Genomic DNA, 25,708 nt, shown 5'->3' with positions numbered 1-25,708 from the left:
GAGGAAGACCAGGATGGATCTGGACCTCGGCCTGCTCGGCCCGCTGCTCATGAACGTCGACGGCAGGCCCTTCGCTCCCAGCGCCCCCAAGCAGCGCCAGTTGCTGGCACTGCTCATGCTGAACCTCGGACACGTCGTGCCGCTCTCCCACATCATCGAGGAGCTGTGGGACGACGAGCCCCCGCGCACGGCGCCCTCGGCGGTCCAGAGCTACGTCCTGCAGCTGCGGCGCCTGATGTGCGGGATGCCGGGCGTCGGCTCGCTCGCCGTGGCGGGCACCGTCCTGCAGACCAAGAACGGCGGCTACTCGCTCGCGCGCGAACGCGGCCGGCTCGACGCCGAGGAGTTCGAGGACCGGTTGCGCCAGGCCAGGGCCGCGGCAAGGCATGGCGACCCCGCCCGGACCGCACGGCTCTACCACGAGGCGCTCGACATCTGGCGAGGGCCGGCCCTCATCGACGTCCCGGCGGGACCCCGCTTGCAGCGCCACATCACCGCGCTGGAGGAGAGCCGCCTCCAGGCCCTGGAACAGCGTGTGGAGGCCGAGCTCCAGGTGGGGCGCCACCACGAGCTGCTCAGCGAGTTGCGGATGCTGGTGATGCGCTATCCCTCCAACGAGAACCTGCACGCCCAGTTCATGATCGCGTTGTTCCGTTCCGGACGTCAGGTGGAGGCGCTGGAGGTCTTCACGCGGCTGCGGGCGTTCGTCAAGAGCGACCTGGGCATCGAGCTCTCGGGACGCATCCGCCGCCTCCACCAGGCGATCCTCGTCTCCGATCCCATCCTGGAGACGCCGGTGAGAGCCGCGTCTCCCATCACCTTGGACCTGGTGCGCCACGACACCTGCCGGCCCGGCGTCGCCTGACCGGCGGATCACACGAGTAGGGAACATGGGGAACTCGCAACGGATTCTCGTTCTGGCCGGCAGCCCGTCCACGACCTCCCGCACCGCCGCGCTCGCCGGGCATCTCGCCGGCCGGCTGCGTTCCCACGGCCACGATGTCGGCGAGGTCCGCGTCCGCGACCTGCCGGCCGGCGCGCTTCTGGCCGCCGACGCGGGCGCCCCGGGCATCGCCGAGGTCGTCCAGGCCATCGCCGACGCGGACGGCGTGCTGGTCGCCACGCCGGTGTACAAGGCGGCCTACAGCGGCGTGCTGAAGGCCCTGCTCGACCTGCTGCCGCAGTTCGCGCTGGCGGGCAAGGTCGTGCTCCCGATCATGACCGGGGGCAGCCCCGCCCACGTGCTGGCGGTCGACTACGCGCTGCGGCCGGTCCTCAGCTCGCTCGGCGCCGAACACATCGTCCCCGGCTGGTTCGTGCTGGACCGTCACATCGACCTCGCCGCCCCCTCCCTTCGCATAGCACCCGAGTCAGCCGACCCCCTCTACCAGGTGACAGACGCGTTCTCCGCAGCACTGGCCGCACGCCCCACCCTCACCTGCACCACCTGAGGACCAGCCGGACGCCGGCCCGTAGCGCCCCGGACGGCCGTCGCCCGCCCGGGGGCCGGCTCGTCACTTCGGCGAACTGCCGAACGCTAGCGACAGGCTCCCGTGAAGCCGCTGGTCGGGAGGCGGCGCCGAGCGGGGCGAGGAGAGAAAGGCGGCGTGATCGCCATACAGGCCGGCGCGGGTAGCCGGGTCATCGACACCGCGCCCCAGCAGGCACGAATTCTCCGGTGGGCGATCGATGCCACCAGCCGGCGGACTCTGGACTGCGAGGCATGCTCGGCGTCCTCCGCCAGGCCGAACCCCGAATGATCCGGCGAAGGGGAAGCGGCCTCGCCTCTGCCGGGAGTGGGGGCGTGTGGATCAGCCGTTCGTGTCCCTTGCCGTGGTGAGGGCGCGGGCAATTGCCTAGGCAGCCGATCTCCGTGTGAGCGCTGGTTGACGTGGCGCCCGTGTCATATCGCCATGGATCGGGGCGCGGTCGTGCCCCGGCCGGGGCCATCGCCGTAGGTCTGACCGCCGGTGACGGGTGGAGGCTGCCATTGCGGCAGCAGCCGTGCCAGCTCCGCGCGCAGGTGAGATCATGGCGGGCTTGGTGGTCTGCCGCGATCTCCTGACACAGGGCCTCCGTGTGGGGCAGTAGTTCGGCGGCGGCGTATCCCGCCCGGGAAAGGCCGGTGGGCGAGGACTTCGTCGTCGATAAACCTCGCCAACTCATCATCAAGCGAAATCGTTGACCTGCCCTCGCCAGCCACCGCGACCATGGGGGGACCGAGCGTCGCCCGACCAGCAGACGGGGATGGAAGAACGGACTCTGACGGCATCCGCCCGCCAGGCCAGCGTGCGGGTCTTGATCCGGGGCGAACCAGCTGACGCGGCCGCGCGTCCAAGCAGCAGCTCGTTCCCCCGATCAGGAGCCTGCCATGGATCTGGCATACGCTGCCGCGCTCGTCCACACCGCTGGCCGTCCGCGGCCCCGCCGCCACTTCCACCCGAGCCACCACTACGCCCACGGGCCGGGCGGATGGCTCCCGGTCGTGCTGGTCCTGGGGATCGTGGTGATCTTCCTCGTGATCGCGCTGGCCCGGTGGATCACGCGACCTTGAACGCTCGGCAAGCGTGAGCCGATGACCAGCCTCACTCTCCCGGTGCGGACGAAGGGGACGACGTGGAGACCGCCTGGCGCCGGCGCGCCCGCGCTGGACGCCCGGCCCCTCCTGGCGGCGCGTACTCACCCGCAATGGCGACCTGCTCGTCTCGCAGCTCGCTGCGGTGATCGGCCCGCATCGGCGTGCCGCTCTCGCTGTATCTGCTGTACCGGCGGCGCTGGCCGGAACTGGCCTATGGAGCTCTCTATCTGCCCGCGCTGATGCCCCCTCCGCACTCCCTCTCGATCGGGCGCACGTCCCTGCTCCGGTGGCCCCTGTGGCTGGGGTCCGGGACGCTCGCGCTGCGTCACCGTGGGCTGTTCGGGGCGGCTGTCGCGACGGCGGTCCCGTTCGCCGTCCGCCGGCTTCTCACCTTCGCCTCGGAAGGCTGGATGGGGTGGGCGCAACTCCCGCCCCACGGGTGAGTCATCTCACCTGTCGCCGCTTGCATCGTGTCCCGAATCTCGGAAAAGTGGCGCCTCGTCAGAACCCCCCTACCGAGGAGGATTCATGCGGCGTACCGCTCTGGCTCTGGGCACGATGGGGATCGTAGGCGCCCTGACCACCGGCACCGCTCTGGCCGCCCCGTCCGACGCCCACGCGGCGAAGGCGCACGGCTGGAACCTGTCGGTCAAGGGTGGCAAGGCGAACGGGGCGTACACGGTCTCGAGCAAGGGCTTCAAGTCCACGCTGAACCTGAAGAAGACCGCCAAGAACGGCAAGTACCTGGTCTTCTGGCACCGGCAGGCGACCAAGGGCGGCAAGTGGGGCCGTCCGGGCGTCAACTGGACGAAGTCCAACGCGCTCTACAAGGCCACCTTCAGCGCCCCCGAGACCGGCTACCTGCAGGCCACGCTGTGCTGGGCCGACAAGGTCTACGTGCACAAGAACGGTGTGACCTTCAAGAACCTGAAGTGCGCGAAGGTCCGCACCTGGAAGCTCGCCCGATAACCCGGGCGTTCCCGGGGGCCGCAGGCCACTGGTGAACGGCGGGACGCGTCCTCAAGGGCCCGGGGACGCGCCCCGCCGTTTCGCTTTCCCGCGGCCGCGAAGGGCGGCGCCCGTCACCCGAGCACCGACGCGGGCGTCGCGACGGGGTGGCCAGCTCCACGCTGTGAAGCAGAGCGGGCGAGCGGGCGTGCCGGGCGTAATGCTTACGGGCCGCCTCCTCTACGTCCCTGGTCAGCGGGGGACGAGCCGTCTGCTTCGCGGTGGTCATGGGCGCACGGGTGTCACCACGTCGAGCGACTCGGCACTTTCCGGAGGGCCGCGTGGACTGTCACTGCTCCGGACCAGAATCCACGGCCATGAGCTATCAAGACCGCGTCAGCGCGCACGTCAGGGAGCTTCGTTCCGTGCCGGAGGTCGTCGTGTCCACCTGCGAGCTGGGGTCGGGCCCGCCCAGGGGACTCTCGGCCGATGACGCCGCACTGATCGGTGCCGCCTGGGGCGAGGACGCCGTCGAGGGTGTCGGGGACTACCTGCTGAGCACCGACCGCATCCACGTCGCGTGGCAGACCGATGACCACTACCTGTTCGGGGAGTTCGCGGTTGAGGACGTCCGGATCTGCCTGACCGGGGACGGCCTGCCGGGTGCGGATTGGCGGCTGCCCGCGCAGAAGCGGGAGCTGATGGAATGGGAGTTGAAAACGCTGGAGGAAGCGCCCGGATCGGGGCGCCTCACCGCGTTGCGGGTGCCTTCCGGTGGTCGAAGCCGGGAGCTGTGGTTCTACGACATGAATCACGGACGGCTGGAGCTGCTGGAACTCGACTACCGGTCCTACCTGGAGAACCTGCTCCTCATGAAGGGAGCCCCGGGTTGGCAGTACCTGTTCACCGAAGTCGACCTGGAGGACAGGGAGTTCCAGACCATGGTCGGCCAACTGGACAGGACGTTGGAGGCGCTCCCTGTTCTCTTCCCCGACCACGACTACAGCCGCCTGCAAGAACGCTACGAGGTCCGGTGTTCCAGGTCGCCGGTGTTTCGTCGCCACAGGAGCCCGTGGACGACCTAGCGCCGTGTCGCGGGCGGCGCCTTCGCTCTTCACCGCCCTTAGTGGGAGTGGGGTTGGTCTTGCAGGGTGGTTTGTGCCCACTGGTGGAAGGTGGTCGTCGCCAGGCCCAAGTTCGCCGCGAACTCCGGACGCGCCGGTGCGGGGTGTGCGCTCATGTACTGCTGGGCCTGGAAGAGTTCGGTCATGAGGCCTTCGGTGCGGGCCTGTTCCGGGCTGGCGGGGAGCCGGATGTCGGTTGCCAGCAGCCGGGACAGGATCTGTGCGATGTCGTGGAAGCTCAAGATGTCGCCGGCCAGTTCCAGTTCGGTGCCATGGAAGCGCTGGGGCCGGGCGAACGCCGCGGCGGCGGCCGTTCCGATGTCGTCCACCGCGACGAAGGGAAGCGGGACGGCCGGGTCGACTCCGACCAGGAGCCGATCTGAGGTCAGGTCGGCGAAGTAGAACGAGGGCCGGACGAAGTTCTCCATGAAGGTGGCGGGCCGCAGGATCGTCCAGTGGGGGAAGCCCGCCGCGCGCACCAGGTCCTCCACGGCGGCCTTGCTGCGCCAGTAGTGGCCCATGTGCGCACCCCAGCGTTGCTCGTCGAAGTTCTCGGCGTCGACGGTGCCCGCGCCGGAGACCGAGGTGTGCACGAACTGGTCGACACCCGCCGAGCGGGCGGCCTGGATGAGGTTGCGTCCGTGCCGGATTTCGGAATCGCCCATCAGATCGGCCATGTCGGGCGTCTGGACCGAGAACACCGCGCGGGCGCCGTCCAGGGCGGTCACGAGGGACGAGGCGTCGTCGAGGTCGCCGCGCACCAGGACGGCGCCGAGGCTGCTGAGGGCGGCGGCGCGTCCGGAGTCGGGGTCGCGCACCAGGGCGCGAACCGGAAGGCCGCGGTCCAGCAGTGCGCGGAGCACGGCGCCTCCTTGCTTGCCGGTCGCTCCGGTGACCAGCACGAACGGTGACGATGCAGGCATGGTCGCTCTCCCGAACAAGAAATGGGGGGGTTCTCCGTTTCGTGTCGGCTACGATATGGGGTGTCCCTCCGTTTGTCTAGGTGAAAGGTCCCGCCGGTGGCCGAACAGCAGACCAGACCGCCCAGGACGGACTGGCAGCGCAACCACCAACGGCTCCTCCAGGTGGCCTCGGCCCTGGTCGCCCGCGACGGGACCCGGGTGTCCCTGGAGAAGATCGCCCGCGAGGCCGAGGTCGGCTCTGCGACCCTGCACCGGCATTTCCCCTCCCGGCGCGCCCTGCTCCAGGAGGTCTTCCAGGACATCGTCGAGCGCCTTCGCCGGCGAGCCGGCGAGCTGGCCGACGGCGACCCCCGAACCTGCCTCGACACATGGCTGGAAGAGCTGACCGTGTGCGCCGCCGAAACCCGCGGCCTGGGCGCATGGCTGGCCGCCGAAGCAGACGGCGATCCGTCCGACGGCGAGTGCTGCCACGTCGTCATGCGGGAGGCGACGGCGGCCCTGGTGGACCGGGCGCGATCGGCAGGCGCCGTCCGCCCCGGAATCTCTCCCCAAGACCTGCTCACCCTGACCGAAGCCGTCTCCCTGGTCACCGAGGACGATCCAACGACCGCACGCCGCCTGCTCCGGCTGGCCCTCGACGGCGTGCGCCCCTGACCACGGCCCCCGGTGCGAGCGCAGGGTCCCCCGCAAGTCCTGTGCGATCGTCGCCGACGCGGCGGTTCGCCACCCGGACGGCAGCCGGCTGGACGGCAGCCGGCTGGGCCGGTTTGGTGACCCCGACGATGGGCGAGGTCGCCACCGGGTGGCGCATGACCCAGGCCAGGGCGACCTGGGCCGGGGACAGGCCCCGCTCGCCCGCGATCTCGTGGACGCGCTCGGCCGCCGCCCGGTCCTCGTCGCGCTAGAGGATCTTGCCGCCCGCGTCGGTCTCGGCACGCGCCGTGGCGGTGTCCCAGGTCCGCGTCAGCCTGCCCCGCGCCAGCGGGCTCCACGGGATCACGCCAATGCCCTGGTCGGCGCAGAGCGGGCACATCTCCCGTTCTGCTTCCCTGCTTCCGGCCGGGGCGCCCATCGGCGACATCGACGTGGTCGAGAGGAACGGCCGGCCCCTGGTGGTCTGCGCCGAGTACGGCGGCGGCGCGGCGACGTGGGATCCGGACCGCGACGCGTGGGCCAAGCCTTCACTCCAGCCGCCCCTCGACGAGTATCCGGACGAGGAGGACCCCGACCTCGACTGCGTGGCCGCGGGCGTGAGCGACGGCCGGCTGGTCGTCGTCGGAGGCAGTGAGAACCACGCCATGGTCGCTTGGGACCTGGAGTCCGGAGAGGTGCTCAGGCACGCCAAGGAAGAGGACGAGCCGGACGTCTCGGTGACGGCCGTGGAGATCGACGGCCGCATGTGCTTCGCGTCCGGCGGCTACGGCGGAGGCATCGTCCTCTGGGAGCCGTCCGGGGCCGAGCCCACGGAGCTGGAAAGCGACCACCAGGAGTCCATTCTCGACCTCGCGACCGGCTCCCCCGGTGGCCGTCCCATGCTCGCGGCGGGCGGCTACGACGCGATGGTCAGCGTCTGGGACCTGCGCTCCGGTGAAGAGGTCGCCTGGTTGAACGCCAAGGACGTCGGCCCGGTCAGGGGAGTCGCGCTGACCTCGGTCAGCGGGCGTCCGGTCGTGGTGGCCGGCGGCGAGAGCGGCCAGGTCCGCTTGTGGGCCCTGGACACTCCCGACCGCCCGCTCCTCCGCACCTTGGCCTGTCACGAAGACCGCATCAACGCCCTGGAGACGACCACGATCGACGGCCGCCCTCTAGCAGTCACCGCCAGCGAGGACGGAACCATCCGAACCTGGGATCTCGCCATCGGACAGGAGATCGGTCCACCCAAGCTCGCTGATACCGAATCCCTGCTGATCACCCACCTGAACGAGACCCCGGTCGTCCTCGCCGGTGACAACGAGGGAATCATCCGCGGCTGGCACCTGACCACCAACTGATCAGCCCGAACCCGCCGCGTTTCTCCAGCGTCATGAGGATGACGGCGGCAACTCCAGCGCGTTCCCTGACTACAGCGGCAAGTGACCGCCACGTCCGGACGAGGCCCCCGGCCAGTCAGCACCGGTCGGGGCCTCGGGGGACGGCAAGACGGCGTCAGCGGCCCGGCCGGGCAGCACTGAGCGCTCTTCGAGACCGGGAATCTCGATGAAAGCCGCAGGCGGGGACGTTATTGCGCGGCCGTGGCGTCGGTGGGGAAGTCCTCGATGCCGAGGACCCACAACAGGTCCAGCCGCTCGCGGGTTTCGGCGTCGGCTGGCGTGAGCACCAGCAACTGCTGGCTCTGGTCGGGAGTGATCAGCGTTTCGCAGTCCAGCAGGAGGCGGCCCACGCGCGGGTGCAGCATGGTCTTGCGGTCGGTGCGCCGGACCGCCACCTGGTGCTCGGCCCACAGCCGCCGGAAGTCGGCGCTGGCGGCCTGCAACCGTTCGACGAGTCCGGCGACCGCGGGATCACCGGTGCGGCGGCCGGCGGCCGCGCGGAGGTCCGCCACGAGCTGGCGGGCGTAGTGCTCCTGCTCCTGGACCGGGGCGACCGCGCGGGCGGCGGGGTCGGTGAACCAGCGGTGGACGGCGTAGCGCCGGTCGCCGGAGAAGCCCGTGTGGTCGCCGGTCAGCAACATGGCCGCCCGGTTCTGGGCGAGGACCTCGCCCAGGTCGGACAGCACCAGCGCCGGGGTCCGGCCGAGCAGGTCCAGCATGCGCATCAGGCCGGCGCGGGCGAGGCGGGCCGTTCCGTCGGCGGGCGGCGGCCGATGGCCGGCCAGGTGGAACAGATGGTCGCGTTCGTCGTCGGACAGGCGCAGTGCCCGGGCCAGCGCGCCGAGCAACTGAGGCGAGGGCTGACTGCTACGGCCCTGCTCAAGGCGTACGACGTAGTCCACCGACATGCCGGCGAGCATCGCCACCTCTTCCCGGCGCAGTCCGGTGGTGCGGCGGCGGGAGCCGTCGGCGATGCCGACCTCGGTCGGACGGATCGCCGCGCGGCGGCGGCGCAGGAAATCGGCGAGCTGATCACGTTGCACGACCCCATCGTCCCGCGCCGCGGCGAGCGTAACCAGGGAGCGGCTCTCCCACGATGAACGCTCCGCTCCCGCACCATCCGGCTGGGGCACAGGGTGGAGGGACGACAGCGAGAACGAGGGAGAACCCGATGCAGAAACGCACTCTAGGCAAGGCCGGACCGGCCACCTCCGCGCTGGGCCTGGGCGCGATGGGCATGTCGGGCGCCTACGGCCCGGCCGACCGCGCGGAGAGCATCGCCACCGTGCACGCCGCGCTGGACGCCGGCGTCACGCTGATCGACTCCGGCGACTTCTACGCCATGGGCCACAACGAGCTGCTGCTCGCCGAGGCGCTGCGCGGCCGGGATCGCGACAGCTACCAGCTCAGCGTCAAGTTCGGCATGCTGCGAGGCCCGGGCCGGGAGTTCGGCGGGCAGGACGGCCGTCCCGAGGCGGTGAAGAACTTCCTGGCCTACTCGCTGACCCGGTTGGGCACCGACCACATCGACATCTACCGTCCCGCGCGGCTGGACCCGGCGGTGCCGATCGAGGAGACGGTCGGCGCGATCAAGGAGATGATCGACGCCGGATACGTCCGGCACGTGGGGCTCTCGGAGGTCGATGCGGCCGCGATCCGCCGCGCGCACACCGTCCACCCGATCAGTGACCTGCAGATCGAGTACTCGCTGATCTCCCGGGCGGTGGAAGCGGAGGTCCTCCCCGCGCTGCGGGAGCTGGGCATCGGCCTGACCGCCTACGGCGTGCTCGGCCGCGGCCTCATCTCCGGACACTGGAGACCCGGCCGCACCGCGGGCCCCGGCGACAGCCGCGGCTCCAGCCCCCGGTTCACCGGCGCGAACGCCGACCACAACCTCACCCTCGTGGAGGCGCTGCGCCGGGTCGCCGACGCCAAGGGCGCCACCGTCGCCCAGCTGGCCATCGCCTGGGTGGCCGCGCGAGGCCAGGACATCGTGCCGCTGGTCGGCGCCCGCACCCGCGAACGACTGGCCGAAGCGCTGCCCGCGATGGAGCTGGACCTCACCGCGGACGACCTCGCCGAGATCGAGAACGCGGTCCCGCCAGGCGCGGCGCGCGGCGACCGGTACCCCTCCGCGTTCATGCCCCACCTCGGCGTCGGGAACTGAGCAACCCTCAGGGGACCGTTGGCGGCCAGTTGCGCGCCCAGCACCCGGCCGGGCTGCCGGGTCGCGTGCGCGGCGTCCGGAGTCGGAGGGCGGACGGTTGCCGCCGCCCTCCGGCTCCGGGGTCAGTCCGCCAGTACGGCCAGGGCGTCGATCTCGACGTGGACGCCGGGCGGCAGCGCCATGTACACCGTCGTGCGGGCCGGGAAGGGGGAGCCCACGAAGGCGGCGTACGCCTCGTTCATGGCCGCCAGGCCGGCCGGGTCGGCGAGGTAGACGCGGAACATCACGACGTCGTCCAGGGTGGCTCCGGCCGCGTCGAGGACGGCGGCGACGTTGCGCAGCGCCCGGGTGGTCTGCTCGGCGACGGTGGCGCCGGCGACGGTGCCGGTGTCGGGGTCGTAAGGGAGCTGGCCCGACACCTGGACGAGCGGTCCCCTGCGCACGCCTTGGGAGAGCGGGGCGTCGAGGCTCGGCGCGCGGTCAGTGCTGATAACGGTTCTGCCGGTCATGGCGATGGCCTCCTGCTGATTGGGCGGGCTGGCGGGCTGGCGGACGGGCGGGCTGGCGGCTGGCGGGCTGGCGGGTCAGCTCCATGCCCGGAGTTCCTCGCCGTGCGGGTCGTCCACGGTGGTCCATTCGTCGTCGATGCGCATGGTCGTGCGACGCTCGGTGTCGTAGCGGCCCCAGCCGGGATCGCCGGTGGCGGCGAAGGACACCCAGGCCGCGTGCATGCGGGCGGCGAGGTCCGTCGGCGGCTCGTCCGGGCCGAGGATGGCGGCGGGGCCGCGGAGGGACGGCAGTCCGGTGATGTCGAAGACGAACGGCAGCTCGACGGCGTGGGTCGCCCCGAGTTCGCCGCCGAGGGCGTTCGAGCGCCACGCGAACGAGTAGCGGTAGGTGGCGCCGGACGTGCGCGCGTGCGCGTCGGCCAGCCGCCGGGTTCCGGCGCCGAACAGGGCGTCGCCCATGATGGCGGAGCGCAGTTCCCCGGCGGAGGCGTGCGGCCTGGCCCTGCGGTAGGCCTCGACGAGCCGGGCCGGCCGCGGGTGCGAGCTCGCGGCGGTGGCGTCCACATCCGCCGCCGTGGAGGTGGACAGCTTGCCGAAGGGCGCCAGGTAGAGGTTGCCCTCCTCGGTGTTGGTGCCCGCCAGCAGGTCGACGTCCGCTCCGGCGCCCGCGGCGACGGCCTCGGCCGGTTGCCGGTCGAGCACGATGCTGAACGGGCTCAGCCCGATGAGCGGGTCGGCGTGCGTCTCGGTCCGCAGATCGATACCGGAGAGCTCGCCCGTGACCTCGACGAGCCGCTCGTCGGGGACGGCGGCGAAGGCGCCGGCGTGCGGCTCGACTCCCAGGGCCCGGGCCGCGGCGCGGGTCACGCGGGCGGCCTGCTCGGGTGTGAAGGCGCCCAGGCCGCTGCCGCTCTGCACGATCGCGCGCCGGAACAGCCGCCGGCCGGCGGACGCGGCCTCGGGCGAGGCCAGCACGCCGCCCACGATCGTCGCGCCCGCGGACTGGCCGAACAGCGTGACGCGGTCGGGGTCGCCGCCGAAAGCGGCGATGTTCTCCCGCACCCAGCGAAGAGCGGCGATCACGTCGAGCAGGCCGCGGTTGGCGGGCGCTCCGGGCAGATCGAGGAACCCCTGGACGCCGAGCCGGTAGTTCAGCGTCACGAGGACGACGCCATCGCGGGCGAAGGCGGCGCCGTCGTAGAGCTCCGAACGGGTGGAGCCCGCCACGAAGCCGCCGCCGTGCACGAACACCATCACGGGCAGGCGCGCGCCGCCGGCCTCCGGGGTCCAGACGTTGACGGTCAGGAAGTCCTCGCCGGCGATCCAGCCCGGTCCGAAGTACGGGGTCATGTCCACGTCGCCGAGCCGGCGTTCGGCCTGCGGCGCGGTCGGGCCGGGCGTCGTGGCGTCCCGTACCCCGTCCCAAGGGGCGTGCGGGCGGGGAGCGGCGAACCGGGACGCGCCCGTCGGAGGCGCCGCGTACGGGATGTTCAGGAAGACCGCCGCCCCGTCGCGGCGCAGGCCCCGCACGGCGCCCTGCGCGGTGGCGACGACCGGTCCCGCCTGCCGGCTCATCGGGCGTCCTTCGAGGTCTCGGCGTGCGGCGCGAACGGCGCCCACCCCTTGACGGCGAAGCCGCTGCCGTCGCGGACGACCTCGGCGGCGCCGTGGCCGCCCAGGTGCGCGGGGACGACCAGGGCGTTGTGGTCGGCGGCCCAGGACAGGAACCTGCGGCGGGTGGCGCGGGCCGCGGCCGGGTCCTCGCAGAAGCAGCTGTTGGCGTCCGGCTCCACGAACTGGACGGGGCTGTGCAGCATGTCGCCGACGAACACCGCGCGGTCCGTGCCCGATTCGAGGGTGACGACCGACGACCCCGGGGTGTGGCCGGGCGCGGCCTCCAGGCGCAGGTTGCCGTCGATGGTGTGGCCGTCCTCCCACAGCCGCGTCAGGCCCGCCTCGTGGACGGGTGCGACGCTGTCCTCGAACACGTTCTGGTTGCCCCGGCCGAGCCGCGGCCTGTGCTCGTTCGCGGGGTTCCAGAAGTCGAAGTCGGCCTTGGGCATCAGGTAGGTCGCGTTGGGGAAGGTGGGCACCCAGGTGCGGCCGTCGAGGTAGGTGTTCCAGCCGACGTGGTCCACGTGCAGGTGGGTGTTCACCACGAGGTCAACGTCCTCGGGCCGCACGCCCGCGCGGGCCAGGTTGTCCAGGAAGCCGGTGTCGAGACGGCTCCAGACCGGCGAGTAGGGCCGGTCCTTGTGGTTGCCGACCCCGGTGTCGATGAGGATGTTCCTGCCCTCGCTGCGCAGCAGCCAGGTCTGGATCGCCGAGTTGACGATCCGCGTCTCGGCGTCCACGAAGTGGGGCTCCAGCCAGGACGCGTGCTCTTCCCACGTATCGGGCGAGCTTTCGGGGAAGAACGTGTCGGGCGTCATCTCGACGGATCCGTAGTACTCCCAGACCCGCGTGACCGTGACATCGCCCAGAGTGATCTCGTCCGAGCGTGCCGATGGAGCGGTGCGCATGGCACTCCTTGATCGTTAGAGGTGGGGGGCGGTCGGGAACCGCCGCTGGCTCCATCGTGCGCGGACGCCGGGGCAGGCGGTATGCGTCAGGTGACTGCACCGGCCGCGGGCGCGCGCTGGCACCGCGTCCAGGGGGCGGCACCGGCAGGTACGCTGGCCTGCGATGACGCCGCACCTCAACGAGCGGGCGGTGGTTAGTGGAGGTTCGCTTGGACGAGCGGGCGCGGGGTTCGCGCGGCACCGCGGCACTGACCGTAGGGAGCCGCGGACATGGTGTTGCGGCACCGACCGGAGAGGGCCGCGGGCATGGCTCCGCGGCACTGACCGGAGGAAGCCGCGGGCATGGCTCCGCGGAGCCGGGCAAGGCGTCCCGCGGCCCGATCGCGGGACGGGACGCCGAGATCGTGGCACGGGACGCCGGAATCGTGGGGCGGAACGCCGGAATCGTGGACCGGGACGCCGAGATCGCGGGACGGGACGCCGAGATCGCGGGACGGGACGCCGAGATCGTGGGGCGGGACGCCGAGATCGTGGGGCGGGACGCCGAGATCGAGCGGCTCTCCGCCCTGGTGGCGGACGTGTCCGGCGGCGGCCGGGCCCTGCTCCTCTCCGGGGCCGCGGGAACGGGCAAGAGCACCCTGCTGGACGACGCGGCCCGCCGCGCGGCGGCGGCGGGCCGGCGGGTGCTGCGCGCGGCCGGCGACGAGTCCGAGAAGGACCTGCCGTTCGCGGCCCTCCACCAGCTCCTGCGGCCGCTGCTGGCCGAGGCGGGCGACCTGCCGGACCGGCAGCGCCGGGCGCTGCTCGGGGCCTTCGGGTTCGAGCCCGGCGACGCCGACCCCCTGCTGACGGGCGTCGCCGTCCTCTCCCTGCTGTCCTGGGCGGCCGGACGGGCGCCCCTGCTGGTCGTGCTGGACGACGTCCAGTGGATCGACGCGGCGTCCGCCGGCGCCCTGTCCTTCGCGGTCCGGCGGCTCGACGGCGACCCCGTCGCGGTGCTGGCCGGCCGGCTCGACGGCGACCCGGTCGCGCTGCTGGCCGGCGGGCGCGGCGCCGACGGTCACGAGGCCGCCACGGTGCTGGCAGGCGGGCGCGGCGGCGACGGCCACGACACCGGCCGGGCGCTCACCGGACGCTTCGGTCGCGGCGTCCCGGAACTCGTGCTGGGCCCGCTCGGGCGGGCCGAGTCCCGGCGGCTGCTCGACCTGCGCTCCCCCGGCCTGGCGGCCGGGCTGCGGGAACGCGTCCTCGACGAGGCCGCGGGGAACCCGCTGGCCCTGCTGGAGCTGGCCGAGGCGGCGCGGGGCCGTCGCGCCGGCGACGCGCACGGGCCGCTGCCGGTGGACGAGCGCCTGGCGAGGATCTACGCCGCGCGCCTGGCGGAGCTGCCCGAAGCGGGCCGGCGCGCCCTGCTGCTGCTCGCCGCCGCCGACGCCGCCGATCCCCCCGACACCGTCCTGGCGCTGCTGCCCCAGCCCGACGACAAGGCGTGGACCGCCCTCGAAGAGTCCCATCTGGTCCGCCGGGAGGGCCGGTACCCGCGGTTCCGGCACCCGCTGATCCGCTCCGCGGTCTACCACGCCGAACCGCTGGACGCCCGCCTGGAGGCGCACCGCGCGCTCGCCGCCGCCCTGCGCGACGAACCGGACCGCCGCGCCTGGCACCTCGCCGCCGCGGCCCTCCACCCGGACGCCGAGGTGTCCGCCGCCCTGGAGGAGACGGCCGAGCGGGCGCGGCGGCGCGGCGGCCACGCCGCGGCCGCCAGAGCGCTGGCCCGCGCGGCGGAGCTGCGCCCCGACCGCGAGGACGGCGCCCGCCTGCTGGCGGACGCGGCCGGCCTGGCCGCCTTCACCGGCGACCTGCCCTGGGTCGAGGAACTGGCCGCCCGGGCCCGCGCCCGCACCGGCGACCCCGCCGTGCACGCCACCGCCGCGCTGCCCGCCGGACGGCTGGCCGCGCTGACCGGCCGGCACGCCGGTGCCTTCCCCGGCCTCATCGCGATCGCCGCCGAACGGGCGGCCGAGGACCCGGCCGTCGCGCTGGACGCGCTCGCCACCGCCGCCGTGCTGCGCTTCTACTCCGGCGAGGAATCCCAGCGGTCGGAGATCGCACGGGTCCTGCCGAGCCTGCCCGCCGGACCGCTGCGCGAGTGGACGCTGGCCGTGTCGGACCCCTTCGGCGCCGGCCGCGCGCTCGCACCCCGGCTGCCGGACCTGATCGCCGCGGCTCGGGACCGTCCCGAACGCTCGACCGCGCTCGCTGTCGCCGCCTGGATCCTGGACGAGACCCCGCTGGCCGTCCGGACGTTCGACGAGGCCGTCCACGCGTGGCGCACCCACGGCCCCCTCCCGGACGGGCTGGGCGGCGTCGTCGCGCTGGCCTACTTCGAGCACGGACGCTGGGAGCAGGCCCGGACGGTCTGCGCCGAACTCGCCGCGCTGCCCGCCGCGCCGGTCCTCGACCACGCCGTCGCGTGCGCGCGCGCCATCGACGCGATGGTGCTGGCCGCGCAGGGCGACACGGCGTCCGCACGCGCGCTCGCCGGCGAGGCGCTGCGCCTGGTGGACCCGCTGGAGAGCCGGTCGGTCGCCGTGTACGCGCACCGCGCCCTCGCGAGCGCCGCCATCGCCGACGGCGACTACGAGACCGCCTACGAGTACGCGCGCGCGGTCTTCGACGCGGACGGCGGCCCCGTCCACTACCACGCCTCGTACCCGGCGCTGCCCGAACTTGCGGCGTCCGCCGCGCGCAGCGGCCACCACGCCGACGCCATAGAGATCGTCGAACGCTCCGCCCGCACGACGGCCGGCAGCGGCTCGTCCCGCCTGCGGTCCCTCGTCCACCGCGGCCGCGCGCTGCTCGCCGAACCCGAGCACGCCGAGCCGGCCTTCCAGGCCGCCCTTGCCGACTCTGAACTGCAGCGCTGGCCCTTCGAGCACGCTCAGACGCTGCTGGAGTACGCGGAGTGGCTGCGGCGCCGCCGCCGCATCGCCGAGGCGCGGCCGTTCCTCACCGCGGCCAACGACACCTTCCTCAGGCTGGGCGCGCGGCCGTGGGCGGAACGCGCACGGTCCGAGTCGCGGGCGGCCGGCCTGGACACCGGCACGGCCGACCCGGGCGGTTTCGCCGGGCTCTCACCGCAGCAGCAGCAGATCGTCCGTCTCGCCGCGCGCGGGCTCAGCAACCGCGAGATCGGCGAACGCCTCTACCTCTCGCCGCGCACCGTCGGCTCCCACCTCTACCGCACCTTCCCCAAGCTGGGCGTCACCGCCCGCTCCCAGCTTCGGGACGTGGTCGACGCGGCGGGCGACCCGGACTGACCGCCGTCCAACGGCGAGCCCGGCGAACGCGGTGAGCCCGGCGAGCATGGCGGGCACCCGCCGCGGGGCCGCCGAGAGCCCGCGCCAGCTCGGCCGTCGCCTCGTCCAGGCGACGCAGATGGAACAGAGCGCGGGTACCCCCGCATGTGCGGTCCCGGGCCCAGCGGGGGTCGGCGGCGAGCCGCTCCAGCGTGCGAGGGCGGCCTCCGGCCGCAGGCCACGCGCCCGCCCGCAGCAGGCGGATCGCCTCGTCGAGGTTGCCTCGGACGCGCTCGGCCGCCGCGTCCGCGTCGCACCCCGGCCCGCCCGGCCGGGCGGGGCGGGCCTCTGCCGGGGCGACAGCGGCCAGGCTGCGCGCATGGTAGGCGCACGACTCCAGCAGCGCGAGCAGGTGCCGGGCGCGGGCGCGATGCGCTCGGCGCGGATTCAGCGGATGGACGAGCGGGCGGAGAGAGCCGCGCAGCTCCTCCAGGGCCCGGTCCAGCTCACGGGCCCCGAGCGGCGAGACGTCCCGCGGTAGGCGCGTCCGCTGGAGGGCGCGCAGCACCGTGAGCAACCGCTCCCCGCCGGCCCGGCGGACGGTCGTGGGACTCACGAGCGCCCCCGCCAGGACCCCGCACGTCACCCCGAGCGCGGTCTCCCGGACCCGCACCGCGAGAAGCTCGCTGGAGAAGACACCGAGCAGGACGAAGATCGTGACGATCATGCACGTGATGAAGAAGCTCACCGCCCAGTACGCGTCCGGCGGTGTCCAGAAGATGCCGAAGACGCAGACCAGTGACACGCACAGGACGACCGGGCCACCGCCGACCGCCGCGACCGCCGGCCCGCAGGCCACGCCCAGGACGGTGCCCAGCAGACGTTGCAGCCCCTGAACCAGGACGTCCCCGGAGCTCTCGGTGTTGACGAAGACCACCCACGCGGAGAGCACGGCCCAGTACCAGTGCCCGGAGGACAAAGCACCCGCACCCACCACGGCGCCCGCCGTCGCCGCGGCGACCTGCGCGGCCCGCCAAACTGGCCCCGGCCCGAGCAGGCCGATTCGCCCGGAAGGCGCGCCCTCCGCCTGCGGGGCTGCGCCGCCGTCCACGAAGCGGCGCGGGCCGTGTTCCCGGTGACCGTCACCGACTGGTCGGAGCCCGGCCACGGCACGCGTCAGCTCGCCGATCGCATCATGGACGTCCAGCAGCGCGGCCGGCGTGCCGAGTCCCGGCCTCCGCGGGTCTTGAGCCGCACCGAGGCCGCCCCCGTCACCACCGTCCCGTGCCCGAACCAGACGAGCGTGGACGGCCCGCAACTCCAGCACCAGATGCTCCCGAAGGCGGGCGGACACCGCCGGGTGTTCGGCGGCCCGGACGGCCAGCACCGCCAGCCGTTGCGCGGCCACCTCGGCCCGTGCGATCCGTCCCAGTTCCCCGGCCCCGCCCGGCACGCCGTGGCTGAGGGCGTCCTCTAGCATCAACGCGCTGCGGTGCAGCCGGACGATCCCGCTCTCCAGCGTCCGGGCCGCGCGGACTCCGCTCCGGCCCGTCCGCACGAGGTCGGCCGCGTCGAGCACCACTCGCGCCAGCTGGGTGCGGAACGCGCGCCGCAGCCGACGCAGCGTGCCGCCGGGGCTCGTACGCAGTAATCCGAAGCGCACGATCGCGTCGGCGGCGAAACCCGCGGCCACGGCCGCGTACAGGCCTGGCAGGTCGCTCATCCGCGCGCCGAGGAACTGGGGCAGGAAGTAGGCCATGAAGGCCAGGATCCCGAGTGCCTGCCCCCGCGCCCCGTAGCGGCGGACGTACACCGCCCAGAAGACCACCAGGACGAAGACGCCCCCGGCCGGCACCGGGTAGGGCGCCAGCGCACCCCCCATGAGCAGGACGGCGGACACCAAGGGCACCGCCGCGGCGACCACGAACGCCTGGTTCCGCGCAGCGCCGTCGCCGAGGGCCAACGCGAGGGTGAACGGAGCGAAGCAGCCCGCGACGAGCAACTCGGCGGGCGCGCCCGAGATGCCGAGACCGGCCAGGGTGAGCGCAACGCCGATGACCGCTCTGAGCGCCGACAGCGTCCGCACGAGTCCGGGATCGCCGGCCTCCAGCCGATCCCGCACACGTTCCGCCGGCAGCCGGACGGTCATCGATTTCTCCGTTCGTCGAGTCCTCCCCCATCGTGCGGAGACGCGTCCCGCCAAGGCATCCGACACATGACTGCACCCGAGCCGACACCAGCCTCCTTCGCAGGCGCCGTTGGACGCCGGCACTACTCAGTGCTACTTTGTAGCAGTACTTGGCGACACGCAGTACCGGGAGGAGTGAGGGGGTCTGCGATGGACGAACTGACGGAGATGCTCAAGGGCACGCTGGAGGGCTGCGTGCTGCAGATCATCGGCGACCAGGAGACCTACGGGTACGCCATCACGCGCCGGCTGAACGAGCTCGGCTTCGCGGGCGTGGTCGAGGGGACGGTCTACACGATCCTGGTGCGGCTGGAGCGGAACGGGCTCGTCCAGGTGACGAAGCGGCCGTCCGAGCAGGGCCCGCCGCGGAAGTTGTTCGCGCTCAACGACGCGGGCCGCGAGGAGCTCGCACGGTTCTGGACGAAATGGGAGTACCTCTCATCGCGCATCGAAAAACTCAAGGAGGGCGGGCGATGAACTTCTGGGAGACCGTGACGGGAAGCGACCTCACCAGAGAATGGAAGGCGTTTGAAGAACGGGCCGCGGCTCTGCCCGACGAATACCGGGCGGCGTGGGAGGAGATCAAGGCCGGACTCTTCCCGCACGCGAACTTCACCGGTCGCAACCTGATGCCGATTCTCGACGGCGCCCTGGGACTGCTGGAAGAGACGGCGGCGGACGGACTGAGCATTCAGGAGGTCCTCGGGGGTGACATCGGCGCTTTCTGCGAGGCCCTGACCGGAGGCGAGGGCGCACGGACGTACCGCGATCGGTGGCGCGAGCAATTGAACCGCAACGTCGCAAGGAAACTGGGCAGGCTGGGAGGCTGACGTGGGCATCCAGGACATCATCGAGGGCAAGAAGCAGTGGCGGGCGCACGTGGCGCGGGTCAAGGCGCTCCCCCCGGACTACCAGATCGTCTACAAGGAGATGCAGAGGTACCTCTTCAAAGTCGGGCCGGTCGACTTGACCGAGGGGAACCTGCTCTCGGAGATCGTCGATTTCTTCGAGCAGGGCGCGGCGTCCGGCAAGGGAGTCCTGGAACTCATCGGCGACGATGTCGCCGCCTTCTGCGACGGCCTGATCGAGGGCTCGCCCACCTATGCGGACCTCTACCAGGAATCCCTTCGCGAACAGTCCGGCACGGCCGAGAAGTAGCAACTCACGGCTCCGCCAAGGACGTGCTCACGACATGGCCGATGAGTCGATGACGCACGAAGCCCCACCGATTCGCGCACGAGACTGGAAAAGTCGTTCAAAGACCTGAAGGCGCTGCGCCCGTCCACTCACCCCGCGGAGCGGACGGGCGGCACGGCAGGTCAGCAGCCGTTCTGGAACGGCTTGCCGGCGAAGCGGTCGTGGAAAACGTTAGACCATCGGGGTTGTTCGGAGGTCAGCGGACGTGGAGGACGGTCTTGCCGCGCATGCTCGTGGGCTTGAGGTCGCCGGTGAGGGCGTGCGGTGCCTCCTCCAAGGGGAGCGTCGCGCCGATGACGGGATGGACGGCGCCTGTGGTGACCAGTCTCGTCAGCTCGGCGAGGCGCTCGGGTTTGCGATCGAGCTGGTAGTTGACGGCGCGGAGGCGCTTTTCGGCGAGGATGTTCTCGTCCACGCCGAAGGCGGTCGACAGGAGCGCTCCGTCGTCTCTTACGGCACCGGCCACGCTGCTCGTGAGGGAGCGTTCGCCGACGGTGTCGAGGATCGCGTCGACGCCCTCCGGCGCGAGCCTTCGCAGGGCCCGGTCGAGGGGCTCCGCGCCACGTAGGACGATCTCGGCGGCGCCGAGCTTTCGTACGTCCTCTGCGACCTGGGCGGACGCCGTCGCGATGACGCGAATTCCGCGCGCGGCGGCGGCCTGCACCGCGAAGGTGCCGACGCCTCCGGTCGCGCCGACGATGAGCAGGGTGCCGCCCTCGGGCACCCGCATGACGTCGATCGCGCCGAGCGCGGTCATGCCGGCGGTCGGCAGTGCGGCGGCCACATCGCTCGGCAACTCGTCGGGGATGCGCGCCAGCGCTCCGAAAGCGGGCACCGCCTGCACCACCGCGACCTCCGCGAAGCAGCCGAACTGAAGGGGTCGGCTCCAGAACTGGCCGAAGACGCGGTCCCCGACGTGGAACTCCGTGACGCCATTGCCGAGCGCGGTCACGGTCCCCGCGCCGTCCATGCCGAGCGTCAGCGGGAACCGGTACTCCCCGAGCGCCGCCAGCGCCCCGGAGGCGATGAGCTGGTCCAGCGGGTTGGTCGACGCCGCCTCAACGGCGACCTGCACCTCGCCGCCACCGGGCTCCGGGACGGGCACGTCCTTGAGGGCCGGGGTCTCACCGAAATGCTCGATGCCGATTGCTCGCATGCTGTTTCTCCGTTCCGCAGGGGGCCTGCCGTCGCATCAGCCTGCGGGACGGGTGAGGGCCCGAGGAAGGACCGATCCGGCACCGACCATGAACGAAAAGGCAGTGATCACGGTGCCGATCGGGTCATAGTGTGGGAGGCATGCCAGCGGAGTCCCGGGCCCTGCGCTACTTCGTCGCGGTCGCGGAGGAACGCAACTTCACCCGCGCCGCAGCACGGCTCGGCATCGCCGGGCCCGCGCTGTCGCGGGCGATCCGCAACCTCGAAGCCGAGCTCGGCGTGCGGCTGTTCGAGCGCTCAACGCGGGTGGTCGAGCTGACCGAGCCCGGCGCCGTGCTGCTGGCTCAGGCGCGGCCCGCGCTGGAGGCGCTCGACGCGGCGGTCCGCCGTGCCGTGCGGGCGTCGGCGCCGCATCGGAGCCTGCTGCTCGCCGTCAAGGCGGACGCCGACGGCGGTCTGCTGGAGGACATCCTCGCCGCGGTGGCCGACGAGCCCGACGCCGGGCCCGTCGCCGTCCGGCTGTGCGGGTGGCGGGAGCACCCGCGGCTGCTGCGGACGGGTGAGGCCGACGCCGCGCTGATGTTCGCCCCGTACGATCCGGGCGGCATCGACGCGGAGGTGATCGCGGTCGAGCCCCGCGTGGCGGCGCTGCCCGCCGGCCACGCCCTCGCCGGCGCCTCCCGCGTCCTGCTCGCCGATCTCGGGATCGGCCCGGACGAGGCCGACGAACGGGCGGAGCGCGACATCGCCGGGCACGGCGTGCAGGATCTCGCGCAGTTGCTCGCGCTCGTCGGCCTCGGAGCGACGATGACCCTGCTTCCGAGATCGGTCGCCGCACGGTATCCCCGGCAGGCGGTGGCGTACGTCCCCGTCGAGGACTGCCCTGCCGCGTCGCTGGTGATCGCCTGGCCGGAGCGGTCCCGCAGCCGTGCCGTGGCCGCGCTGGTGCGCGCAGCCGTGGCCGTCGCCGAATCCCGACAGATGAGCGCGGACGTCGAGGCTGCGTGGTGAGCGCCGTGCGCCGCCGCAGCACTCAGGCGGACGGCGTGCGACGGCGATCAGCTGCTGCGTCGCTCGATGCGCTAGCGGAGGGCGCTGCCAAGCGCCTCGCGCAGCCGCCCGGCGAGCCGGTCGCGGCGGGGGCGTCCCCGACGGTGATTGGCCGGCACCTTGCGCGCCGTGCCGTACAGCCACGGGCGGGCCTCGTCGCCGGGCGGCAGGTCGTCCACGCGCCGCCACGCGGTGGCGGACACCTCCGCCATGAGGTCGGCGGCGTCCTCGGCGGGCTCGGTGCGCCGGGCCAGGTAGCCGAGGATCTCGCCGCTGTGCGCGCGGAAGGCCCGCTCGAAGCGCGCCTCGCGCTCGCCGCTCACCACAGCTTCCCGCGGACGGTCCACTTCGCCCCGCGCTGCTCGCGCACGTAGGCCTTGACCCGGCCCGCGGTGAGCGGATCCGGGATCAGCGACATCGCGGACGGCGGCGCGGCGCGCGAATCTCGACGAGCCCCGCGTACAGCTCGCCGAGCGCCTCGCGGACGCGCGGGTCCGCGCTCAGGTGAACGCGACAGGAGATGATCATGGCTGGATCACGATGCCCGGCGCCGCCGGGTCCGCGCCGTCCGGGAATGGCTGGTCGGCGGACGGCAGCGCATCGGCCGGGGGCAGCCGGAGCTTTGCCCGGGAGGTCCGCCCCACTGCCCTGCCGGCGTCTGCCCCACTGCTCTGCCGGTGGCGGCGGCGAGCAGTGGGGGCGCGCGCTGGGGCTCAGATGTCGGCCGGCGGACGGATCGACTGGGCGTGCTGGAAGATGTTCAAGGGGTCCCAGCGGGCCTTGACGCGCTGGAGGCGGGTGTAGGCGTCCTTGTAGTACAGCTTGTGCCATGACTGGTCGGAGGTGTTCCAGTCGGCGTCGCTCAGGTCGGTGTCGGGGTAGTTGACGTAGCAGCCGTCGGTGTTCTCCCCGATGACGGGAACGCCGCCGGTGGCGGCGAAGGTGGCCCGGTAGGTCTCCCGGATCCACGCCAGGTGCTTCGCCTCGTCGCCGGCGTCGTCGTCGCTGGGACGCTGCCAGTACACCTGGTACTGCATCTTCAGGATCGAGTCCCGCTGCGGGCTGGCGGTGTCGTGGGGCGGGTCGTTGACCGCCGAGCCGTAGGAGTCGATCTGGATGACCGCCTCCTTGTTGTCGTAGTTCTCGAAGTGGGTGTTGCCCAGGTAGTCCCACATCGCGGTGATCTGCCGCTTGGTGAAGGGCTTGCGCAGGTAGGCCGACTTGTACTTGCCGCAGCGGTTCTCACCGGAGCTGTTGAGCGCCTGCGTGGCGGTCAGCCACGGCATCAGCCGCGGCTTGTAGGCGCCGGGGATGGCGGCGTGCTCGGCGGCGGAGGACCACATGGGATGCGAGTCGGGGACCCTGTCGCCGTCGACCTTCTTCAGGAACGCGCGCATCGCGGCGACGCCCGGATCGTCCTCGGCGTCGCTGTCGGCGTCGACCTGGGCGATCAGGCCGATCTCTCCGTTGGCGCGGTGGTTGAGGGTGAGCAGCGTGAACAGCCGGCCCGCGGGCGTGGCGGGATCCTGGTGGTCGGCGAAGTACTCGCCGTAGGCGTTCAGCAGGCGGGTGAAGCTCTCCTTGGTGAAGTCGGGCCACTTCCAGGCGCGGGCGGTGATCAGCACCCGCTCGGGCGGGGCCGGCAGGTCGCGGAACCAGAACCGGGTGACGACCCCGAAGTTGCCGCCGCCTCCCCCGGTGTGCGCCCACCACAGGTCGCGGCGGTCGGGATCGGGATCGTCGCGGGTGGCGACCACCAGGTCCACGGTGCGGTCGGCGTTGACGACGGCGACCTCGACGGCGTACAGGTAGTCCACCGTGAGGCCGGACTGGCGCGACAGCAGCCCGTAGCCGCCGCCGGTGATGTGGCCTCCCAGCCCCACCGAGTAGCACGACCCGCCGGGCAGCGCCTTCCCGCTGAGGGGATACAGATGGCTGTAGGCGTGCCAGTTGGTGGCGCCCGCCTGGACGCACCAGGCCTCCAGGTCCGGGTCGTAGCGATCCCGCACATGGGGCTGACGTCCAGGATCACCCGGACGTCGTCGCCGCAGACGAAGTCCTCGTAGCAGTGTCCGCCGGACCGGACGGTGACGCGGTGCCGCCGCGCGTCCCGGGTCGGCTGGTTGATCGCCTCGGCCAGCGCGGACGCCGCGCCCCGAGGCGTGGTCACCAGGCGTACGTAGTCGGGATCGGCGATCCACCGCTGGTTGAACCCGCGGCTGAGCGCCGGGTAGCGGTCATCGCTGGGCTTGACGGTGATGGCGGGGGCGGGACCAGGGGGCATGCTCATGCGAAGTGACTCCCTGAGGGCCGGATGAGGGCGTTGCGGCCAAGGCCGGTCCGGTCGGGCCGGGCCGGGCACCAAGTATTGATAACCCTCAGTAAGGAAACGATTGCAGCCCGATGGAGATTGTTGGGAGATCCTTGCCGGCGGGCGGCTTCCGGGGCTCAGCGAGCGAAGTAGGCGCGGACGGTGGTGCCGTCCGGGCGGGTGTGCAGGCGCACCAGGTCGGCCAGTTGGTTGACCAGCAGGAGGCCGCGTCCGCCCACGCTGGTGGGCGGGACGGGGTGGCGTCCGGCCAGCGGGTCGGTCAGGTGTCCGCGGTCGCTCACCTCGCACACCAGGTGCGACGGCAGGGTCCAGATCCGCAGGGTGCCGTGCCCGCCGCCGTGCGCCAGGGAGTTGGCGGCGAGTTCGGCGACGGCCAGCTCGACGTCCAGCACCCGGTCGCGGCCCAGCCCGGCTCGGTCGGCGTGCGCGCTGGCCAGGTCCCGGGCTTGGATCAGGGCGTCCTCGTCGAATCTCAGGACCGCGGCGGGGGCGGTGCCGGGGTCGGGCAGCGGCCGGTTGCAGTCGGCGATCACCCTGTCGGCGGCGTAGGCGTCGCTGGGACGCTCCCCGCCGGGGTCGGACAGCACCGGGTGGGTGGCGGCGGCGTCGGTCAGCACCCGCGCCTCCAGCCGGACGGCGTCGTAGGGGCAGACGATGGTCACCGGACGGCCGGCGAACGCGAGGTTGATCAGCGCCTCGTGCTGCAGGCAGGCCGGGTACTCCTCGGCGCTGCGATCGGGCCAGATCGGCTCACCGACGATCCGCACCCGGCGGCCGGGATGGGCGTCGGCGAACGCGCGCAGGACGCCGGGGATGATCCGGCCGGGGTTGCGTCCGGCCCGGCCCATGTCCAGCAGACGGACCCGGTCCGCGTCCGGGCCGAGATGGTCGCGCAGCAGGCGCAGGTTCGGTTCGGGCACCGCCGCCGCGACCGGCTCCCCCGCCTCCAGCCCGCCGTGGATGAACGGCAGCAGCCCGGCCAGGTACTCCTCCGCGCCGCGGTAGAACAGCGCCGGGTGATGGAAGTCCGCACGCGCCCGCTGGACGGCCTCCGACCGCGTGCTCATCGCTCGCGCACCTCGATCCCCACCGCGTCCGGCCACAACACGCCCAGGATCCGGCACAGCGCCCGCGGCGGGTCATACAGCACGATACCGCCGTCGGCGTCCAGCCGGGAGGCGGCCGTGAGCAGCACTCCCACGCCGCCGGCGTCGATCATTCGCAGCCCCGCCAGTTCCAGATGGACCTGCCGTCCGGCGCCGGCCAGCCGGTCGAGCGCCGACTGCCACACCGGACGGTTGCGGATGTCGATCTCCCCGCTGACCACCAGCCCGACCTTCCCGGCCAGCGGCTCCAGCCGCAGGTCCCGCTTTCCGGCACGCCCGTTGAGCGACGGGCTCGGTCCTCCCGGTGCATCGGCGGGATCGTCGGCGCCGGGCACGACGCCATCAGCCACGCTCACCTTCCGCCGCGCCACCTTCCGTGCCGTAACCGCCGTCACGTGAAGTCATCATGCCCCCTGTCGACCGGCCGGGCGAACCCGGCGGCGGCAGGGTCGCCCACCTAAGCCCTGCACCCTACCGGCAGTGACGGACAGTTACCGAGCGCGGCGCGAGGCGGAGAAGAAGAGCCTGGATCGTCCGAGCTCCATGTGACGACGGTCCCGATCTACACGAGATCGGGGTC

The 25,708-nt window shown here is 72.7% G+C and carries 24 protein-coding genes and 1 pseudogene; 13 read left to right on the top strand and 12 right to left on the bottom strand.

The window, feature by feature from the left end; genetic code table 11:
• The first annotated feature begins 13 nt into the window (after positions 1-13).
• The 5 genes from ACFPCY_RS13670 (at position 14) to ACFPCY_RS13650 (ending at position 4,611) form a co-directional block, all read left to right on the top strand.
• Positions 14-865, top strand: coding sequence for an AfsR/SARP family transcriptional regulator (locus ACFPCY_RS13670; protein ID WP_378254928.1), 852 nt, complete (start codon positions 14-16; stop codon positions 863-865).
• Between the two features lie 25 nt (positions 866-890).
• Positions 891-1,451, top strand: coding sequence for an NADPH-dependent FMN reductase (ssuE, locus tag ACFPCY_RS13665; RefSeq protein ID WP_378254926.1), 561 nt, complete (start codon positions 891-893; stop codon positions 1,449-1,451).
• A gap of 920 nt (positions 1,452-2,371) precedes the next feature.
• A complete protein-coding gene (locus ACFPCY_RS13660) occupies positions 2,372-2,554 on the top strand; it encodes a hypothetical protein (protein ID WP_378254924.1) in 183 nt (60 codons plus the stop codon).
• Between the two features lie 552 nt (positions 2,555-3,106).
• Positions 3,107-3,547, top strand: coding sequence for a hypothetical protein (locus tag ACFPCY_RS13655; RefSeq protein WP_378254922.1), 441 nt, complete (start codon positions 3,107-3,109; stop codon positions 3,545-3,547).
• A gap of 356 nt (positions 3,548-3,903) precedes the next feature.
• The gene (locus tag ACFPCY_RS13650) at positions 3,904-4,611 is read left to right on the top strand and encodes a hypothetical protein (RefSeq protein ID WP_378254920.1); all 708 of its coding nucleotides are present in this window, start codon (positions 3,904-3,906) and stop codon (positions 4,609-4,611) included.
• Positions 4,612-4,649: 38 nt separating this feature from the next.
• On the opposite strand, the gene ACFPCY_RS13645 is transcribed toward ACFPCY_RS13650, so the two are convergent.
• On the bottom strand, positions 4,650-5,573 hold the full coding sequence (locus ACFPCY_RS13645) for an NmrA/HSCARG family protein (protein WP_378254918.1): 924 nt from the start codon (positions 5,571-5,573) through the stop codon (positions 4,650-4,652).
• 96 nt (positions 5,574-5,669) lie between these two features.
• On the opposite strand from ACFPCY_RS13645, the gene ACFPCY_RS13640 reads away from it, so the two are divergent.
• Entirely contained in the window at positions 5,670-6,227 is a 558-nt protein-coding gene (locus ACFPCY_RS13640) for a TetR/AcrR family transcriptional regulator (protein ID WP_378254916.1), read from the top strand.
• Here the strand turns inward: ACFPCY_RS13640 and ACFPCY_RS13635 are convergent.
• Positions 6,160-6,606: pseudogene (locus ACFPCY_RS13635) on the bottom strand (aldo/keto reductase). The gene ACFPCY_RS13640 and the pseudogene ACFPCY_RS13635 overlap by 68 nt on opposite strands.
• Here ACFPCY_RS13635 and ACFPCY_RS13630 point away from each other — a divergent pair.
• Complete coding sequence (locus tag ACFPCY_RS13630) at positions 6,578-7,564, top strand: WD40 repeat domain-containing protein (protein ID WP_378254914.1); 987 nt, start codon at positions 6,578-6,580, stop codon at positions 7,562-7,564. The pseudogene ACFPCY_RS13635 and the gene ACFPCY_RS13630 overlap by 29 nt on opposite strands.
• A 227-nt stretch (positions 7,565-7,791) precedes the next feature.
• Here ACFPCY_RS13630 and ACFPCY_RS13625 read toward each other — a convergent pair whose 3' ends face one another.
• Positions 7,792-8,646: a helix-turn-helix transcriptional regulator gene (locus ACFPCY_RS13625; RefSeq protein ID WP_378254912.1), complete on the bottom strand. Its 855-nt coding sequence runs from the start codon at positions 8,644-8,646 to the stop codon at positions 7,792-7,794.
• A gap of 128 nt (positions 8,647-8,774) precedes the next feature.
• Here ACFPCY_RS13625 and ACFPCY_RS13620 point away from each other — a divergent pair, with 128 nt between their 5' ends.
• Positions 8,775-9,770, top strand: a complete 996-nt coding sequence (locus ACFPCY_RS13620; RefSeq protein WP_378254910.1) for an aldo/keto reductase — start codon at positions 8,775-8,777, stop codon at positions 9,768-9,770.
• Positions 9,771-9,892: 122 nt separating this feature from the next.
• Here the strand turns inward: ACFPCY_RS13620 and ACFPCY_RS13615 are convergent, their stop codons facing one another.
• The 3 genes from ACFPCY_RS13615 to ACFPCY_RS13605 all read right to left on the bottom strand — a co-directional run bounded on the left by ACFPCY_RS13615 (position 9,893) and on the right by ACFPCY_RS13605 (position 12,801).
• The gene (locus tag ACFPCY_RS13615) at positions 9,893-10,279 is read right to left on the bottom strand and encodes a Rid family detoxifying hydrolase (protein WP_378254908.1); all 387 of its coding nucleotides are present in this window, start codon (positions 10,277-10,279) and stop codon (positions 9,893-9,895) included.
• A gap of 75 nt (positions 10,280-10,354) precedes the next feature.
• Complete coding sequence (locus ACFPCY_RS13610; RefSeq protein WP_378254906.1) at positions 10,355-11,854, bottom strand: carboxylesterase/lipase family protein; 1,500 nt, start codon at positions 11,852-11,854, stop codon at positions 10,355-10,357.
• On the bottom strand, positions 11,851-12,801 hold the full coding sequence (locus tag ACFPCY_RS13605) for an MBL fold metallo-hydrolase (protein WP_378254905.1): 951 nt from the start codon (positions 12,799-12,801) through the stop codon (positions 11,851-11,853). The genes ACFPCY_RS13610 and ACFPCY_RS13605 overlap by 4 nt, the downstream gene beginning before the upstream one ends.
• Before the next feature lie 404 nt (positions 12,802-13,205).
• Between ACFPCY_RS13605 and ACFPCY_RS13600 the strand changes: the two genes are divergently transcribed.
• Positions 13,206-16,121, top strand: a complete 2,916-nt coding sequence (locus ACFPCY_RS13600; protein WP_378254903.1) for a helix-turn-helix transcriptional regulator — start codon at positions 13,206-13,208, stop codon at positions 16,119-16,121.
• Here the strand turns inward: ACFPCY_RS13600 and ACFPCY_RS13595 are convergent.
• A complete protein-coding gene (locus ACFPCY_RS13595) occupies positions 16,066-18,249 on the bottom strand; it encodes an FUSC family protein (protein WP_378254901.1) in 2,184 nt (727 codons plus the stop codon). The genes ACFPCY_RS13600 and ACFPCY_RS13595 overlap by 56 nt on opposite strands.
• A gap of 189 nt (positions 18,250-18,438) precedes the next feature.
• On the opposite strand from ACFPCY_RS13595, the gene ACFPCY_RS13590 reads away from it, so the two are divergent.
• Genes ACFPCY_RS13590 through ACFPCY_RS13580 form a run of 3 tightly spaced genes read left to right on the top strand, consistent with a single transcriptional unit; the run spans position 18,439 to position 19,446 of the window.
• The gene (locus ACFPCY_RS13590) at positions 18,439-18,765 is read left to right on the top strand and encodes a PadR family transcriptional regulator (protein WP_378254899.1); all 327 of its coding nucleotides are present in this window, start codon (positions 18,439-18,441) and stop codon (positions 18,763-18,765) included.
• Positions 18,762-19,118 carry a DUF1048 domain-containing protein gene (locus tag ACFPCY_RS13585; RefSeq protein ID WP_378254897.1) on the top strand — a complete coding sequence of 119 codons (357 nt, stop codon included), beginning with the start codon at positions 18,762-18,764 and terminating at the stop codon, positions 19,116-19,118. The genes ACFPCY_RS13590 and ACFPCY_RS13585 overlap by 4 nt, the downstream gene beginning before the upstream one ends.
• Before the next feature lies 1 nt (position 19,119).
• Complete coding sequence (locus tag ACFPCY_RS13580; RefSeq protein ID WP_378254896.1) at positions 19,120-19,446, top strand: DUF1048 domain-containing protein; 327 nt, start codon at positions 19,120-19,122, stop codon at positions 19,444-19,446.
• A gap of 235 nt (positions 19,447-19,681) precedes the next feature.
• Here the strand turns inward: ACFPCY_RS13580 and ACFPCY_RS13575 are convergent, their stop codons facing one another.
• Positions 19,682-20,641 (bottom strand): NADP-dependent oxidoreductase, encoded by a 960-nt coding sequence (locus ACFPCY_RS13575; RefSeq protein ID WP_378254894.1) that lies wholly within the window; start codon positions 20,639-20,641, stop codon positions 19,682-19,684.
• A 140-nt stretch (positions 20,642-20,781) separates the two neighbouring features.
• Here ACFPCY_RS13575 and ACFPCY_RS13570 point away from each other — a divergent pair, with 140 nt between their 5' ends.
• Complete coding sequence (locus ACFPCY_RS13570) at positions 20,782-21,651, top strand: LysR family transcriptional regulator (protein ID WP_378254892.1); 870 nt, start codon at positions 20,782-20,784, stop codon at positions 21,649-21,651.
• A gap of 71 nt (positions 21,652-21,722) precedes the next feature.
• Here ACFPCY_RS13570 and ACFPCY_RS13565 read toward each other — a convergent pair whose 3' ends face one another.
• The 4 genes from ACFPCY_RS13565 to ACFPCY_RS13550 form a co-directional block, all read right to left on the bottom strand.
• The gene (locus tag ACFPCY_RS13565) at positions 21,723-22,013 is read right to left on the bottom strand and encodes an RNA polymerase sigma factor (RefSeq protein ID WP_378254890.1); all 291 of its coding nucleotides are present in this window, start codon (positions 22,011-22,013) and stop codon (positions 21,723-21,725) included.
• A gap of 390 nt (positions 22,014-22,403) precedes the next feature.
• Complete coding sequence (locus ACFPCY_RS13560; RefSeq protein ID WP_378254888.1) at positions 22,404-23,699, bottom strand: FAD-binding oxidoreductase; 1,296 nt, start codon at positions 23,697-23,699, stop codon at positions 22,404-22,406.
• Between the two features lie 439 nt (positions 23,700-24,138).
• Complete coding sequence (locus ACFPCY_RS13555) at positions 24,139-25,089, bottom strand: anti-sigma factor RsbA family regulatory protein (RefSeq protein WP_378254886.1); 951 nt, start codon at positions 25,087-25,089, stop codon at positions 24,139-24,141.
• A complete protein-coding gene (locus ACFPCY_RS13550) occupies positions 25,086-25,484 on the bottom strand; it encodes an STAS domain-containing protein (RefSeq protein WP_378254884.1) in 399 nt (132 codons plus the stop codon). The genes ACFPCY_RS13555 and ACFPCY_RS13550 overlap by 4 nt, the downstream gene beginning before the upstream one ends.
• Positions 25,485-25,708 lie beyond the last annotated feature (224 nt).

The organism is Actinomadura gamaensis, from assembly GCF_042652125.1.
GTDB lineage: Bacteria > Actinomycetota > Actinomycetes > Streptosporangiales > Streptosporangiaceae > Spirillospora > Spirillospora gamaensis.
This window is presented reverse-complemented; position numbering and strand designations above follow the sequence as displayed.